The organism is Seonamhaeicola sp. (assembly GCF_028281565.1).
In the GTDB taxonomy this organism is placed as follows: domain Bacteria; phylum Bacteroidota; class Bacteroidia; order Flavobacteriales; family Flavobacteriaceae; genus Seonamhaeicola.
Map to the genome: position 1 here is coordinate 1 of NZ_JANQJQ010000037.1, position 15,402 is coordinate 15,402.

Annotated in this window: 18 protein-coding genes; 16 read left to right on the plus strand and 2 right to left on the minus strand. The window is 36.1% G+C overall.

What is annotated here, in order from left to right; all coding sequences use genetic code 11:
* Positions 1-50: 50 nt before the first annotated feature.
* The 15 genes from rpmD to Q0983_RS15430 all read left to right on the plus strand — a co-directional run bounded on the left by rpmD (position 51) and on the right by Q0983_RS15430 (position 12,642).
* A complete protein-coding gene (gene rpmD / locus Q0983_RS15360) occupies positions 51-230 on the plus strand; it encodes a 50S ribosomal protein L30 (RefSeq protein ID WP_186563058.1) in 180 nt (59 codons plus the stop codon).
* A 16-nt stretch (positions 231-246) separates the two neighbouring features.
* On the plus strand, positions 247-699 hold the full coding sequence (rplO, locus tag Q0983_RS15365) for a 50S ribosomal protein L15 (protein WP_076698015.1): 453 nt from the start codon (positions 247-249) through the stop codon (positions 697-699).
* Between the two features lie 15 nt (positions 700-714).
* Positions 715-2,061 (plus strand): preprotein translocase subunit SecY, encoded by a 1,347-nt coding sequence (gene secY / locus Q0983_RS15370; protein ID WP_299555336.1) that lies wholly within the window; start codon positions 715-717, stop codon positions 2,059-2,061.
* Positions 2,062-2,071: 10 nt separating this feature from the next.
* Entirely contained in the window at positions 2,072-2,287 is a 216-nt protein-coding gene (gene infA, locus Q0983_RS15375) for a translation initiation factor IF-1 (protein ID WP_007094967.1), read from the plus strand.
* A 92-nt stretch (positions 2,288-2,379) separates the two neighbouring features.
* Positions 2,380-2,496: a type B 50S ribosomal protein L36 gene (ykgO, locus tag Q0983_RS15380; protein ID WP_013305171.1), complete on the plus strand. Its 117-nt coding sequence runs from the start codon at positions 2,380-2,382 to the stop codon at positions 2,494-2,496.
* A 107-nt stretch (positions 2,497-2,603) separates the two neighbouring features.
* The gene (gene rpsM / locus Q0983_RS15385; protein ID WP_299555340.1) at positions 2,604-2,972 is read left to right on the plus strand and encodes a 30S ribosomal protein S13; all 369 of its coding nucleotides are present in this window, start codon (positions 2,604-2,606) and stop codon (positions 2,970-2,972) included.
* 6 nt (positions 2,973-2,978) lie between these two features.
* Entirely contained in the window at positions 2,979-3,362 is a 384-nt protein-coding gene (gene rpsK / locus Q0983_RS15390) for a 30S ribosomal protein S11 (protein ID WP_299555343.1), read from the plus strand.
* Positions 3,363-3,548: 186 nt separating this feature from the next.
* Entirely contained in the window at positions 3,549-4,154 is a 606-nt protein-coding gene (gene rpsD, locus Q0983_RS15395) for a 30S ribosomal protein S4 (RefSeq protein ID WP_299555346.1), read from the plus strand.
* 99 nt (positions 4,155-4,253) lie between these two features.
* Positions 4,254-5,246 carry a DNA-directed RNA polymerase subunit alpha gene (locus Q0983_RS15400; protein ID WP_299555350.1) on the plus strand — a complete coding sequence of 331 codons (993 nt, stop codon included), beginning with the start codon at positions 4,254-4,256 and terminating at the stop codon, positions 5,244-5,246.
* A 127-nt stretch (positions 5,247-5,373) separates the two neighbouring features.
* Entirely contained in the window at positions 5,374-5,850 is a 477-nt protein-coding gene (rplQ, locus tag Q0983_RS15405; protein ID WP_299555353.1) for a 50S ribosomal protein L17, read from the plus strand.
* 117 nt (positions 5,851-5,967) lie between these two features.
* A complete protein-coding gene (gene carA / locus Q0983_RS15410) occupies positions 5,968-7,074 on the plus strand; it encodes a glutamine-hydrolyzing carbamoyl-phosphate synthase small subunit (protein ID WP_299555356.1) in 1,107 nt (368 codons plus the stop codon).
* A 224-nt stretch (positions 7,075-7,298) separates the two neighbouring features.
* Positions 7,299-8,588, plus strand: coding sequence for a phosphopyruvate hydratase (gene eno, locus Q0983_RS15415; protein WP_299555359.1), 1,290 nt, complete (start codon positions 7,299-7,301; stop codon positions 8,586-8,588).
* 193 nt (positions 8,589-8,781) lie between these two features.
* Entirely contained in the window at positions 8,782-10,110 is a 1,329-nt protein-coding gene (locus Q0983_RS15420) for a citrate (Si)-synthase (protein ID WP_299555362.1), read from the plus strand.
* Positions 10,111-10,289: 179 nt separating this feature from the next.
* On the plus strand, positions 10,290-11,579 hold the full coding sequence (locus Q0983_RS15425) for a citrate synthase (protein ID WP_299555365.1): 1,290 nt from the start codon (positions 10,290-10,292) through the stop codon (positions 11,577-11,579).
* A 151-nt stretch (positions 11,580-11,730) separates the two neighbouring features.
* On the plus strand, positions 11,731-12,642 hold the full coding sequence (locus Q0983_RS15430; protein ID WP_299555368.1) for an arginine deiminase family protein: 912 nt from the start codon (positions 11,731-11,733) through the stop codon (positions 12,640-12,642).
* A gap of 4 nt (positions 12,643-12,646) precedes the next feature.
* Here Q0983_RS15430 and Q0983_RS15435 read toward each other — a convergent pair whose 3' ends face one another.
* Together Q0983_RS15435 and Q0983_RS15440 are read right to left on the minus strand one after the other, a co-directional pair.
* Positions 12,647-13,360, minus strand: a complete 714-nt coding sequence (locus Q0983_RS15435) for a hypothetical protein (protein ID WP_299555371.1) — start codon at positions 13,358-13,360, stop codon at positions 12,647-12,649.
* A 160-nt stretch (positions 13,361-13,520) separates the two neighbouring features.
* The gene (locus Q0983_RS15440) at positions 13,521-14,381 is read right to left on the minus strand and encodes an AraC family transcriptional regulator (RefSeq protein ID WP_299555374.1); all 861 of its coding nucleotides are present in this window, start codon (positions 14,379-14,381) and stop codon (positions 13,521-13,523) included.
* A 117-nt stretch (positions 14,382-14,498) separates the two neighbouring features.
* Between Q0983_RS15440 and Q0983_RS15445 the strand changes: the two genes are divergently transcribed.
* Complete coding sequence (locus Q0983_RS15445; RefSeq protein ID WP_299555377.1) at positions 14,499-15,401, plus strand: PfkB family carbohydrate kinase; 903 nt, start codon at positions 14,499-14,501, stop codon at positions 15,399-15,401.
* The last annotated feature ends 1 nt before the right edge of the window (position 15,402 follow it).

Consider the following 15,402-nt stretch of genomic DNA (forward strand, 5'->3'; position numbering starts at 1 on the left):
GATAGAGGTATTTCACTTGAAAAAGTTTTTAACGCTTAATAAGATCAATCATGGGAAAGATTAAAGTAACAAAGGTTAAAAGCGCAATCAATCGTACGCAAAGACAAAAAAGAACTTTAGAGGCTCTTGGTCTTAAAAAGATTGGACAAGTAAAAGAACACGAGGCAACTCCAAATATTCTTGGAATGATTGCTAAAGTTTCACATTTAGTTTCTGTTGAAGAAGCATAAATAATACAAAACTGAAATGGATTTAAGTAATTTAAAACCTGCACAAGGTTCAGTAAAAAGTCAAGGAAAAAGAGTAGGTAGAGGGCAAGGTTCCGGTAAAGGTGGTACGGCTACACGTGGACACAAAGGAGCTAAGTCGCGTTCTGGTTATTCTAAGAAACTAGGTTTCGAAGGTGGTCAAATGCCGCTTCAAAGACGTGTTCCTAAATTTGGCTTTAAAAATATAAACCGTGTTGAGTATCAAGGAATCAACTTAGATACCTTACAACAATTGGTTGATGATAAGAAAATTAAGGATACAGTAGATTTAGATGTTATTTTATCTAACAGATTAGCCGGTAAAAATGACTTGGTTAAGATTTTAGGAAGAGGTGAATTAAAAGCTAAATTAAAAGTATCTGCTCATAAGTTTACTGCTTCGGCAAAAGCTGCTATTGAAGCTGCAGGAGGAGAAGCTGTAACATTATAAGACCTTTTTACAAGTATGAAATTTATAGAATCAATAAAAAATGTTTGGAAAATAGAGGAGCTAAGAAACAGAATCATAGTGACATTAGGTTTGTTACTGGTTTATCGTTTTGGTGCTCAGGTTACATTACCTGGTATTGATGCCTCTCAATTAACCGGTTTATCTAATACATTAGATGGTGGTTTAGGAGGGTTATTAAATGCTTTTACCGGTGGAGCCCTGGCTAAGGCTTCTGTTTTTGCTTTAGGTATTATGCCATACATTTCTGCTTCTATTGTTGTACAATTAATGGGTATTGCTATTCCTTATTTGCAAAAACTGCAAAAGGAAGGTGCCAGTGGTCAAAAGAAAATTACTCAGATTACACGTTGGTTAACCATTGCTATATGTTTGTTTCAATCGCCAACATATTTAGCTAGTTTACCAAGTTTAGGAGTACCACCAAGTGCCTTTTTATTAGGAACAGGACCTTTATTCTATTTTTCATCTGTAAGTATTCTGGTTACCGGATGTATTTTTGCTATGTGGTTAGGTGAAAAGATCACAGACAAAGGTATTGGTAATGGTATCTCTTTATTAATTATGGTTGGTATTATTGCTACATTACCACAGGCATTTGTACAAAATGCAGCCGTTAGAATGGAAGGTAACAACGTGATGCTAATCCTTTTTGAATTGGTAATTTGGTTCGTTATTATTTTAGCTTCTGTTATGTTGGTAATGGCCGTTAGAAAAATTGCGGTACAATATGCCAGAAGAACAGCCTCTGGTGGTTATGAAAGAGCAGCAGCCGGTGGATCAAGACAATACATTCCGTTAAAGCTTAATGCTTCAGGTGTTATGCCGATAATTTTTGCACAGGCCATTATGTTTGTGCCTGGCCTTATTGGTGGTTCCGGTTTCTTAAAAGAAACTACAGTAGGGAATTGGTTGCAAACTAACTTTGCCGATTTATTTGGTTTTTGGTACAACCTGGTGTTTGCCTTATTAATAATCGTATTCACATATTTTTATACGGCAATTACAGTACCAACTAATAAAATGGCTGATGATTTAAAACGTAGTGGTGGTTTTATTCCTGGTATTCGTCCGGGAACTGAAACAGCTGAATATTTAGATAAAATAATGTCTCAAATAACCTTACCGGGTTCCATATTCCTGGCACTTATTGCTGTGTTCCCAGCATTTATTGTTAAGCTTATGGATGTAGGTCCGGGATGGGCATTATTCTTTGGTGGTACATCATTACTAATTATGGTAGGAGTTGCAATTGATACTATGCAGCAAATAAATTCGTATTTGTTGAATAGACATTATGATGGCTTGATGAAAACGGGTAAAAATAGAAAAGCAATAGCTTAATTATTATACTATGGCAAAACAAGCAGCAATAGAACAAGACGGAACTATTATAGAGGCATTATCAAATGCTATGTTTCGTGTTGAATTAGAAAATGGTCACATTGTGACTGCTCACATTTCCGGTAAAATGCGTATGCATTACATTAAATTGTTACCGGGAGATAAAGTAAAATTAGAAATGAGTCCTTACGATTTAACTAAGGCTCGTATAACTTATAGATATTAATAAGTTAAAAGTTATAAGTTAAAAGTTATGAGTTAGAATATGATCCAACTTAAAACTTGAGACTTGAAACTTGAAACTTTAAACTAATAAAGATGAAAGTAAGAGCATCAGTTAAGAAAAGAAGCGCAGATTGTAAAATTGTGCGTAGAAAAGGTAGACTTTACGTTATAAACAAAAAGAACCCTAGATTTAAACAAAGACAAGGTTAAAATTAGAAAAGAGTCATTAGTTTTTTAGGAGTTAGATGAATCTGTTTGAAATAGAAATGTTTAGGATTCTAACAACTAAAGACTAACAACTAGAAACTAAAAACAATATGGCAAGAATTGCAGGTGTAGACATACCAAAACACAAAAGAGGAGTAATTGCTTTAACTTATATCTATGGAGTAGGTAAGAGTAGAGCACAAGAAATTTTGGCAACTGCTAAAGTTGATGAGAATATCAAAGTTCAGGATTGGAACGATGATCAAATTAGCGGTATTCGTGAAGCTGTTGGAGCTTACACGATTGAAGGTGAATTACGTTCTGAAACACAGTTAAACATTAAGCGTTTAATGGATATTGGATGTTTTAGAGGCATTCGTCACAGAGCTGGTTTACCATTAAGAGGTCAACGTACTAAAAACAATTCCAGAACCAGAAAAGGTAGAAGAAAAACAGTTGCTAATAAGAAAAAAGCATAATTTATTATGGCAAAGACAAGTAGTAAAAAACGTAAAGTTGTTATTGACGCAATTGGAGAAGCACATATCACAGCTTCTTTCAATAACATTATCATATCTCTTACCAATAAAAAAGGCGATGTTATTTCATGGTCTTCTGCTGGAAAGATGGGATTTAGAGGCTCTAAGAAAAACACACCTTACGCTGCTCAATTAGCTGCCGAAGATGCTGCATCAACAGCTCAGGAGGCCGGATTGAAAAAAGTAAAAGTATATGTTAAAGGTCCTGGTAACGGTAGAGAATCTGCTATTCGTTCCATTCACAATGCTGGTATTGAAGTAACGGAGATCATTGATGTAACACCGTTACCACATAACGGATGTAGGCCTCCTAAACGTAGAAGAGTTTAATCACGATATTACGTGTATATAACAAGATAAAAATTAATGTCATCTGATTCTCAGAGGATGTTAATTTTTTGCATAAATTTGCAAACTGAAAATTTTTAATAAAAACAAGTATCAACAAGAGGTAAACTGGTTATCGAAGGATAAGATTAAGACCTTAATTCATAACCACTCTTAAAACAATTTAAAATGGCAAGATATACTGGTCCTAAAACTAAAATAGCTAGAAAATTTGGTGAAGCTATTTTCGGAGAAGATAAGTCTTTTGAAAAAAGAAATTATCCTCCGGGTCAACACGGAAACAATAGAAGACGTGGGAAAAAATCTGAATACGCTATTCAATTAGCTGAAAAACAAAAAGCTAAATATACTTACGGTATTTTAGAGCGTCAATTCAGAAACTTATTTAAAAAAGCAAGAGCGGCACAAGGTATTACCGGTGAGGTATTATTACAACTTTGTGAGTCCAGATTAGATAACGTGGTGTTCCGTATGGGAATTGCACCTTCTAGAAGCGGTGCAAGACAATTGGTATCTCACAGACACATTACTGTAAACGGCCATGTTGTAAACATTCCTTCTTACTCTTTAAAAGCCGGTGATGTTGTAGCTGTAAGAGAAAAATCTAAATCATTAGAAGTTATTGACGCATCACTTTCAAATTCTTCTCATGTCTATGAGTGGATTACCTGGAATAACGATACTAAAGAAGGAACTTACGTTTCAGTTCCCGCTAGAATTCAAATTCCGGAAAATATTAACGAGCAATTCATAGTCGAATTATACTCTAAATAATAAATTAATAACATTGGTATTTAGCCAAAGGGTTTATTGGTTCTTCTTCAAACTTATAGACCGCGCAACTAAATAACAATTAAAACGAAGAAAAAAATTATGGCAGTATTTAGTTTTCAAAAGCCCGACAAAGTAATCATGATTGATTCAACAGATTTTGAAGGGAAATTCGAATTTCGTCCTTTAGAACCTGGTTACGGATTAACAGTTGGTAACGCCTTAAGAAGAGTTTTACTTTCTTCATTAGAAGGTTTTGCTATCACTTCAGTTAGAATTGAAGGTGTTGATCATGAATTTTCTGCGATTGCTGGTGTTGTTGAAGATGTTACGGAAATCATTCTTAACTTAAAACAAATTCGTTTTAAAAGACAAATAGACGATATTGATAACGAATCCGTTTCAATTTCAATATCTGGTCAGGAAAGAATTACAGCTGGTGATTTTCAAAAGTTTATTTCAGGATTCCAGGTGTTAAATACGGAATTAGTGATCTGTAACTTAGATCCTAAAGTAAACCTTAATTTAGAAATTACAATAGAAAAAGGTAGAGGCTATGTTCCTGCAGAAGAGAATAAAAAAGCTGCTGCACCGGTTGGAACTATCTTTACAGATTCTGTTTACACACCAATAAAGAACGTTAAGTATAGTATAGAAAACTATCGTGTTGAGCAAAAGACTGATTACGAAAAGTTAGTTTTTGAAATTATCACAGATGGTTCTATTACACCTCAAGATGCTTTAACAGAAGCTGCTAAAACATTAATTCACCACTTTATGTTATTCTCTGATGAGAGAATTACACTGGAAGCTGATGAAATTGCACAGACTGAGACTTATGATGAGGAATCATTACACATGCGTCAGTTACTTAAGACTAAGTTAATTGATATGGATTTATCAGTACGTGCACTTAACTGTTTAAAAGCGGCAGAAGTAGATACTTTGGGAGACCTGGTATCATTTAATAAAAATGACTTAATGAAATTCAGAAACTTTGGTAAAAAATCTTTAACAGAGCTTGAAGAGCTTGTAAATGTTAAAGGGTTAAATTTCGGAATGGATTTAAGCAAATATAAATTAGATAAAGACTAAAAGTAGAGTCCTGCAAGGTTTTTAAAACCTTGCAGGTCTTTTTTTAAATCGTAAATTAATAATTAACTCCTTTATAGTTTGCTCCTCAAAATGGGTAGTAGCAAGATAAAGGTTTAAAACAAATGTCATGAGACACGGAAAAAAATTCAACCATTTAGGTAGAAAAACTGCTCACAGAAAAGCAATGTTAGCTAATATGGCTTGTTCTTTAATAGAGCACAAACGTATTAACACGACTGTAGCAAAAGCAAAAGCTTTAAAGCAATTTGTAGAACCATTAGTTACCAAGTCTAAAGAAGATACTACGCATAACAGACGTCAGGTTTTCGCTAAATTAAGACAAAAAGATGCCGTTACTGAGTTGTTTAGAGAAGTAGCTGTTAAAGTAGGTGACAGACCAGGTGGTTACACAAGAATCATTAAGTTAGGAAACCGATTAGGTGATAACGCTGATATGGCTATGATAGAGCTTGTAGATTACAACGAAATTTACAACGCCGGGAAACCTAAGAAGAAATCTACAAGAAGAAGTAGACGCGGAGGTAGCAAACCAGCGGCAGCGGCTCCTGTTGTAGAAGCTTCAACTAACGAAGAGGAAGAATAAATGTTGATAAGCATTTAATATATAAAGGATAAACTATTTTAGTTTATCCTTTTTTTTATGCAATTTTGCGAAACTTCATTCCTGCCTGGGCAGGAATCTTATGAATAAAGTAAACACATGAAATATCAAAAAAAGCAAGATGCCATCATACTTTTAGCAGATGGTACTATTTTTTACGGTAAAGCAGTAGGAAACAAACAAGGAACAGCCTTTGGAGAGGTGTGTTTTAACACCGGTATGACCGGTTACCAGGAAATTTTTACAGACCCGTCCTATTACGGTCAGTTAATGGTGGCAACTAATGCCCATATTGGTAATTACGGAACCAATGAAGATGAAGTAGAATCAGATTCTATAAAGATAGCCGGTTTGATAGTGAAAAACTTTAGCTATGATTATTCACGGGATGCGGCCGATAGTTCTTTAGAAGATTTCCTGGAGAAGAATAACCTTTTGGCTATTTCAGATGTAGATACCAGAGCGTTGGTAAGCTACATTCGAGATCATGGAGCCATGAACGCTGTCATTAGTACAGAGGTTGATAATGTTGAAGGGTTAAAAAAGCAATTAGCCAAAGTACCAAGTATGGAAGGTTTGGAATTAGCATCAAAAGTGTCCACAAAGGAACCTTATTATTTTGGTGATGAAAATGCTACGTACAAAGTGGCTGCTTTAGATATAGGCATCAAAAAGAATATCCTTAGAAATATTGCCAGCAGAGATGCTTACATAAAAGTATTTCCGTACAACTCTAAGTTCAAGGATCTGGAAGCGTTTAATCCGGATGGCTACTTTTTATCAAACGGCCCGGGAGACCCAGAGCCTTTAGTTGAAGCACAGGCGGTTGCTAGAGAAATCATCAAAAGAGATTTACCATTATTCGGTATTTGCCTGGGCCATCAGGTGATTGCTATTGCTAATGGCGTTTCAACCTATAAAATGTATAACGGACACAGAGGGATTAACCATCCTGTAAAAAACCTTAAAACCGGTAAAGGTGAAATCACCTCCCAAAACCATGGATTTGCGGTTAACAGGGAAGAAGCTGAAGCAAATCCCGATTTAGAGATAACCCATATTCATTTAAACGATGATACCGTAGCAGGATTAGCTATGAAAGATAAAAATGTATTCTCCGTACAGTATCATCCTGAAGCGAGTCCGGGACCACATGATTCCTCTTATTTATTCGATCAGTTTATAGAGAATATCAAAAATAAATAGTACATATAAGCCTTAATAAAGTTCTGATTATTAAGGCTTATATTTAAAAAAAACGCCTCGATTATTTAATCGAGGTATCCGCTGAAATTGTCATTCCCGTGAAGGCGGGAATTTACTAAAACGTTATAGGTGTTATTTTGGGAAATTCTTCCAAAACATCTGAAAAAAAACAAGATTTAGCCGTAAATTTGACGTATTAAATTAAAGTAAAAATAAACCAAATTATGAGTTCAATAATAAATATTCATGCCAGACAAATTCTGGACTCCAGAGGGAATCCAACTGTAGAGGTAGATGTTGTAACAGAGAACAATGTTTTAGGTAGAGCTGCTGTGCCATCAGGAGCTTCAACGGGAGAACATGAAGCTGTTGAATTACGCGATGGAGGTGATACTTACATGGGTAAAGGTGTTTTAAAAGCTGTTGAAAATGTAAACACCACTATAGCTGAAGCGCTTTTAGGTGTTTCTGTTTTTGAACAAAATTTGATCGATCAGATCATGATCGATTTAGATGGAACTCCAAACAAATCTAAATTAGGAGCTAATGCTATTTTAGGAGTGTCTTTAGCTGCTGCTAAAGCCGCTGCTAACGAATTAGGTTTGCCATTGTACCGTTACGTAGGCGGGGTATCTGCTAACACACTTCCGGTGCCTATGATGAACATTATTAATGGAGGTTCTCATAGTGATGCACCAATTGCATTCCAGGAGTTTATGATCATGCCGGTAAAAGCGGAGACGTTTACCCATGCCATGCAAATGGGTACGGAGATATTTCATCATTTAAAGAAAGTGTTGCACGATAGAAATTTAAGTACGGCTGTAGGTGATGAAGGCGGGTTTGCTCCAACTTTAAACGGTACGGAGGATGCTATCGAAACTATCGGTAAAGCTGTTGAAAATGCCGGATACAAGTTTGGTGATGAAGTTAAGATTGCCTTAGACTGTGCCTCAGCTGAGTTCTATGTTGATGGTAAATATGATTACACCAAGTTTGAAGGAGATAAAGGCGAAGTAAGAACTTCTGAGGAACAAGCTGCTTACTTAGCTGAATTATGTGAAAAATACCCAATTATCTCTATTGAAGACGGTATGGATGAAAACGATTGGGATGGCTGGAAATCGTTGACTGAAAAAGTTGGTGATAAAGTACAGTTAGTTGGTGATGATTTATTTGTAACAAACGTGGAGCGTTTATCCAGAGGTATTGAAAACGGTATTGCAAATTCTATTCTAATTAAAGTAAACCAAATTGGTTCTTTAACCGAAACTATTGCTGCGGTTAATATGGCTAAAAATGCGGGGTATACCTCTGTAATGTCACACAGATCCGGTGAAACTGAAGACAACACTATTGCTGATCTGGCGGTTGCATTAAACTGTGGTCAAATCAAAACAGGTTCTGCGTCACGTAGTGACCGTATGGCTAAGTACAATCAATTATTGAGAATTGAAGAAGAGTTGGCTGATGTGGCTTATTTTCCACAGGAAAAAGCTTTTAAAGTAAATTAAAGTATATCTTTAACGACTATAATTAAAGCTCAAATTCATTTTATGAATTTGAGCTTTTTTTTGTGATCTTTTCTTTTTGTTAAGATAATCGCAGCTCTGGATAGGTTTTGTGATATTTATCATATTTTAAATGTTAAATAGGTGATAAATTTATAAGATTCACTTTTTGTATAATCTAATGTTGCATCCTGTCATGAGCCAATTGAAAGATAAATTATATCAGAAAATTCAAGATCACAGAAAAAGAACTGCTAAACTCTTAAAGGAGAATGGAGATAGGGTAATAGATCAGGTTACCGTATCACAAATAATCGGAGGCATGCGGGGTATTAAAAGTTTGGTAACAGATATTTCTTATTTAGACCCATATGAAGGGATTCGCTACAGAGGCTATACACTTCCGGAAGTATTAGAAAAGTTACCCAAGGCAGATGGAGCCGAAATGCCTTATGTTGAAGGCTTGTATTATCTTTTATTAACAGGAGAAATTCCATCAACTGATGAAGTGAACAGGGTAATGATGTCGTTTAGAAACAGGCGTGTTATTCCGCTCTACGTCTGGGATGTCATAGATTCATTTCCAAGTGAAAGCCACCCAATGGCCATTTTTTCAGCGGCTGTAATGAGTTTACAACGGGAGTCACACTTCACCATTAAGTACAAGCAAGGGATGAATAAAATGGATTACTGGAATTCAACCTATGAAGATGCCACTAACCTGCTTGCTAAAATGCCTTTAATTGCGGCATACATATACAATAAGCTTTATCATCCTGAAAAAGGACATCGTTATCCTGACCCGTCATTGGATCTGGGAGCAAACTTTGCCTATATGATAGGTAAAGACAAACCCTATGATGACGTAACAAGAATGTACTTTATAATTCATGCCGATCATGAAAGCGGTAATGTGAGTGCACATACCGGACATCTGGTGGCTAGCTCTTTATCTGATGTTTATTACGCCACCTCGGCTATGATTAACGGGTTGGCAGGGCCTTTACACGGGTTGGCAAATCAAGAAGTACTAAGATGGTTACAGGGTTTACGGGATCAAATGAAAGGTAGACTGCCGTCTGAAGAAGAATTGAAACAGTATGTTTGGGATACATTGAACAAAGGCCAGGTTATTCCGGGTTATGGTCATGCCGTATTAAGAAAGACAGATCCAAGATACATGGTCCAAAGAGAGTTTTGTTTAAAGCATATGCCTGATGATGAATTGTTTAAATATGTGGATGCCCTGTACAAAATAGTTCCGGATATTTTAAGAGAACAAGGGAAAGCAAAAAACCCCTGGCCAAACGTTGATGCGCAATCAGGCGTGGTACAATGGCATTATGGTGTTACGCAGTTTGACTTTTATACAGTGTTGTTTGCCATAGGAAGGGCCATAGGGGTTTTGTCTAATATTATTTGGGACAGAGCATTGGGTTATCCTTTAGAAAGACCTAAATCCATCACAACAGATATGCTGGAAGAAATGGTTAGGTCTGATCCAGAATTAGTTAGCACGAATTAAATGACTCTGAATTAGAATAATACAAAAAAAACGATTGTTTTTTTAACAATCGTTTTCTTATTTAGTACCTATTTTGGAAATATACTAATTTGGTTGCCCACCTTTATAAAGTCTTTAAAAATCGGTTATTATTTCGTAATTTAGCGCTCCGCTTAAACAAAATAAATTTACTCGAACTTATGGCAAATACTGCAACCATTGAAATAGGTGGTCAAAAACATGAATTTCCTTTAGTTGAAGGAACAGAAAACGAAGTTGCAATAGATATTAAAAGCCTTAGAGCAGCTACAAATGGCTTCATAACGCTTGATTCCGGTTATAAAAACACAGGGTCTTGCGAAAGTGCTATTACTTTTTTAGATGGAGAAAAAGGTATTTTAAGATACCGCGGGTACTCCATTGAAGAATTGGCAGAAAAAGCGCATTTTTTAGAAGTAGCTTACCTTTTAATCTTTGGTGAATTGCCAACAGCAGAACAGTTGGATAAGTTTCATGCGGATATAAAAACGCATTCGGTAGTTGATGATGACGTTAAGAAGATCTTGGATGCGTTCCCAAAAGCAGCACATCCTATGGGCGTATTGTCATCTTTAACAAGTGCTTTAACAGCTTTTAACCCGGATTCTGTTAATGTTGATTCTGAAGAAGATATGTACAACGCTATTGTCAGGTTGTTAGGAAAGCTTCCTATTTTGGTGGCATGGACCATGCGTAAGAAAAAGGGATTGCCATTGTACTACGGAGACTCATCTTTAGGGTATGTTGAGAACATTTTAAAAATGATGTTCAAACAACCGAATGAAGAGCGCTATATTCAAAATCCTATTTTGGTCAATGCTTTGGATAAGTTATTGATTCTTCATGCAGATCATGAGCAAAACTGTTCTACTTCTACAGTTAGAATTACAGGATCTTCACATGCCGGATTGTTTGCTTCAATTTCAGCCGGTATTTCAGCATTATGGGGGCCACTTCATGGAGGAGCCAACCAGGCAGTTTTAGAAATGCTGGAAGCTATTAAAGCGGATGATGGAGATACCAAAAAATACATGGCTAAAGCTAAGGATAAATCAGATCCGTTCCGCTTAATGGGATTCGGTCATAGAGTTTATAAAAATTTCGATCCTCGTGCCAGGATCATCAAAAAAGCTGCCGATGAAGTTTTAGGTGATTTAGGTGTTGTAGATCCTATTTTAGATATTGCCAAAGGGTTAGAACAAGAAGCCTTAATTGATGATTATTTTGTACAGCGTAAACTATATCCGAATGTAGATTTCTATTCCGGTATTATTTACAGAGCTATGGGAATTCCAACAGAAATGTTTACGGTAATGTTTGCTTTAGGGCGCTTGCCAGGTTGGATTGCGCAATGGAGAGAAATGCGTTTGCGCAAAGAGCCCATTGGTAGGCCAAGACAACTTTATGTTGGTGCTACAGAACGACCTTTTCTTCCAATTGCAGAAAGATAGCATTTAAAATATTTTAAATAATTGTTAAGCTTCATAGTTTTTCTATGAAGCTTTTCTTTTTTTATGGGTTATTTTTAAGAATAATTCAAAGAATTCCTTTTTTATCGTTAGCTTTGAAACTTTAAAATTTAAAAAGGTTTTTGAGTTTTATATGGAATTAAATATTCAGAATGAAACGTCAAGGTTAAGAGCAGTTGTTTTGGGAACTGCAGAAAGTTGCGGACCAATACCAAAAGTAGAAGATTGTTACGACCCTAAAAGCATTCAACATGTATTGGCGGGCACTTACCCCAAAGAAGCGGATATGATTTTAGAAATGGAAGCGGTTGCCGAAGTTTTTAAAAAGTATGATGTTACCGTTTACAGACCAGATGTCTTAAAAGATTGTAATCAGATTTTTTCCAGGGATATTGCTTTCGTTATTGAAGACAAAGTGATAAAAGCCAACATTTTACCGGATAGAGATAAAGAGATTGAAGCCATTAGGTACGTTTGGAATAAAATAGAAAATAAAAACCGAATTATTTTACCCGAAGCATGCCATGTTGAAGGCGGTGATGTTATGCCATGGAACGATTATATTTTTATCGGTACCTATACCGGTGCAGATTATCCTGATATTATAACGGCCAGAACAAATATACAGGCGGTACACGCTATTCAGGATTTATTCCCGAATAAAAAAGTAAAAGCCTTCGAATTAAGAAAATCCAATACGGATCCTAAAGAAAATGCATTGCATTTGGACTGCTGTTTTCAGCCTATAGGAAAAGATAAAGCCATTATTCACAAAAACGGATTTTTGATTGAAAGTGAGTACGAGTGGCTGGTCAATTTCTTTGGAAAGGAAAATATATTCGAGATCACCAAAGATGAAATGTACGACATGTATAGTAACATCTTCTCTATATCAGAAGAGGTTATTATTTCTGAAAAGAATTTTACACGCTTAAATGTCTGGCTACGTGAACAAGGTTTTACAGTAGAAGAAGTCCCTTATGCCGAAATCGGGAAGCAGGAAGGCTTGCTCCGTTGTACTACAATGCCTCTAATAAGAGATTAACGGTTTAATCTTCCTCATAATAAACCAAAGTGTTATAAGATGACAGGGTTGGATATGTTTTATGTGTAGAAACGCTCGTTACGCTAAACCCTCTATAGTTTCCATGTTTCCATTCAACGCTTTTTAAAATAGGACTATAAGTGCCGGTAATATCATACCATTTGTATTTTCCGTCTTTCCATTCAACTTGCTTTAAAGCGGGATTATATACGCCTGCTAATAAGAGCCCCCTATATGTTCCATGTTTCCATTCTACCTGCTTCAGTTCAGGATTGTATACGCCTTGTACGTCATAACCTCGATATTTTCCGTACTCCCATTCAACTAATTGCAACGAAGGGTTGTAAACTCCGGCAAGTGCATAATTTCTGTATCTACTTTCTTTCCACACCACTTTTTTAAATTCCGGGTTATAGACTCCTACCACTGTGTAACCTTTATATCTGCCTTCTTTCCATTCTACAATTCCTAATTCAGGGTTGTAGACCCCTGCTATAGCATAGCTTTTATACTTGCTTTCTTTCCATTCAACCAGCTTTGAAGTGGGATTATAAACACCATGTATATCATAGCCCTTAAATCGCCCATATTTATAATAGATTTCATTGTCAATGGTATTTGAGAACCTGGGTATGGCAGTTACATGATAATTGCTTATACACGAGTTTAAAATCAATAGAGGGATCAACGCATTCAAAAAGAAATGAAGTCTTTTCATAATTTAGGTTATGAGTGATTAATATTTTAGGAGAATCAAAAACTGTACCTAAATTTATAAGAAGTTCTTTAGTCCGAAATAGGGGAGGAGGAAGGCTTGCTCCGTTGTGCAATAAGGCCCTAAATCAGAAATTTTGATTGTCAACGGTTAATGCCTTAGGTTAGTTAGTAGCGTATAGCTTCTTTTTATATTCCAAAGGCGTCATTTTGATGTATTTTTTGAATTGCCTGTGAAAGAATGACATGTTTTCATACCCACAATTTAAAGCAATATCAAGGAGTTTATTATTGGTTTCCTGAAGCAGTACACAAACTTTCCTTATTCTAAATTCATTTAAATAATTTGTGAAAGAACGCTTGAACTGTTTTTTAAAATACTTGCAAAAAGCACCGTCGGTCAAATAAGTAATGGTCGCCAGTTCTTCAATCCTTATTTTTCTTTGATAGTTTTCTTCTACAAATTCCAATATATTTTTTATTCTGGGGTCGGGTTTTTCAGAATATTGATAGAGATTGCCTTTTTCTGACAATATCGCTTTGTTTTTAGCGTCACTTAGTTGAAAAAGAATGTCTAACAGGCTTATTAACCGTCTTCCGGGTTCCAAATCAATTAAGGATAATAGTTGGTCCCCGATAGTTTTATTAAACGCTAAATCAGTAAACTTTATTCCAAATTGTGAGATCTCAAGTAACTTTTTAATGGGGCTCAGGCTTTTGTTTTCATAAATAAACGAAGAAAAAGCGTTTTCTGTCCATTGGATACAGTAAGACTCCACGCCGGCTTCATAGTCAGATTCGTTTTTCCAATTATGAGGCACATTTTTGCCGATCAAAACCAAATCGCCATGGGTAAAAGTATCAATACTGCTTCCTACATGCCTGATGCCGCTACTTTTTGAAATATAGGTGAGCTCATAATCTTCATGATAATGCCAGGGGGCGTCAAACGCGGAATTAACATACTTGAAAGCATGTATAGAGCCTTCTAATTCATGTGGAATATGTTCTAATTGTGCTTTCAAATCGTTTACAAAGGTATATTATATTTAATTAAAGACAAAATAGTACATATTTTGTCTAATAGCAGATTTAAATTAAAGTGCGCTTCAGTCGTAACTTTGAAGAAAGCATATAGAATTATGAAAGTATTGTGTAGTGGATTAAATGTTGTAGACCTGTTGGTTTCAGCGCCGGATCATATTAAAATGGGGTACAAAAATGAGAGTGACCGCATTATAATGCAAGGTGGTGCCCCTGCAGGCAATGCCGCTTGTGGTTTGGCAAGTTTAGGCCATGAAACATTCTTTTTAGGGTATTTAGGGGATAACCCTCTGAGTATTGTTGCCAGAAATGAACTGGCCAATTATGGCGTAAAAGAAGATTTCTTATATTATAAAGAAGGTGCTTCACCCGCTATAGCCATTGTTCAAATTGATAACAAAGGCGAGCGTACCGTATTGTATTCCATGCAGGATTATATACCGTTTGACCCTGGAGATTTAAATGAGGAACTGGTTAAAGATTTTAGCCTGTTTTTAGTGGACGGATATGATACGGACATTAATCTTCATCTCTTAAAAGTAGGAAAGAAGTATGGCATTAAAACGGTTTTGGATATGGAGGCCGCGGACTTAGATATTATGAAGCAGATGTTGCGCCTTAGTACAGACCCTATTTTGCCTTTGGAATGTGCCCAAACCCTATCGGGACAAGAGCATCCCGAAGCCTGTTTGAGAGCCCTTTCGGAATTAACAAACGGGCAAGTTGTTATTACCGATGGTGCCCATGGTTCTTATGCTTTAGAGTATAAGAATTTAGTACATCAACCGGCGTTTAAAGTGGATGTGGTTGACACTACAGGGTGTGGCGATGCTTTTCATGCCGCTTATGCTTCTGCTTTATTGCAGGGGTTCAGTTTAAAAGAGCGACTTACCTACGCCAGCTTTTTCGCATCGCAGGTAGCGCGACATTTTGGAGGACGAACATTTTTACCGGACCGTGCTTTTATGGAAGCTAATGGTCCGTTACCAGTAAATCAGTAAA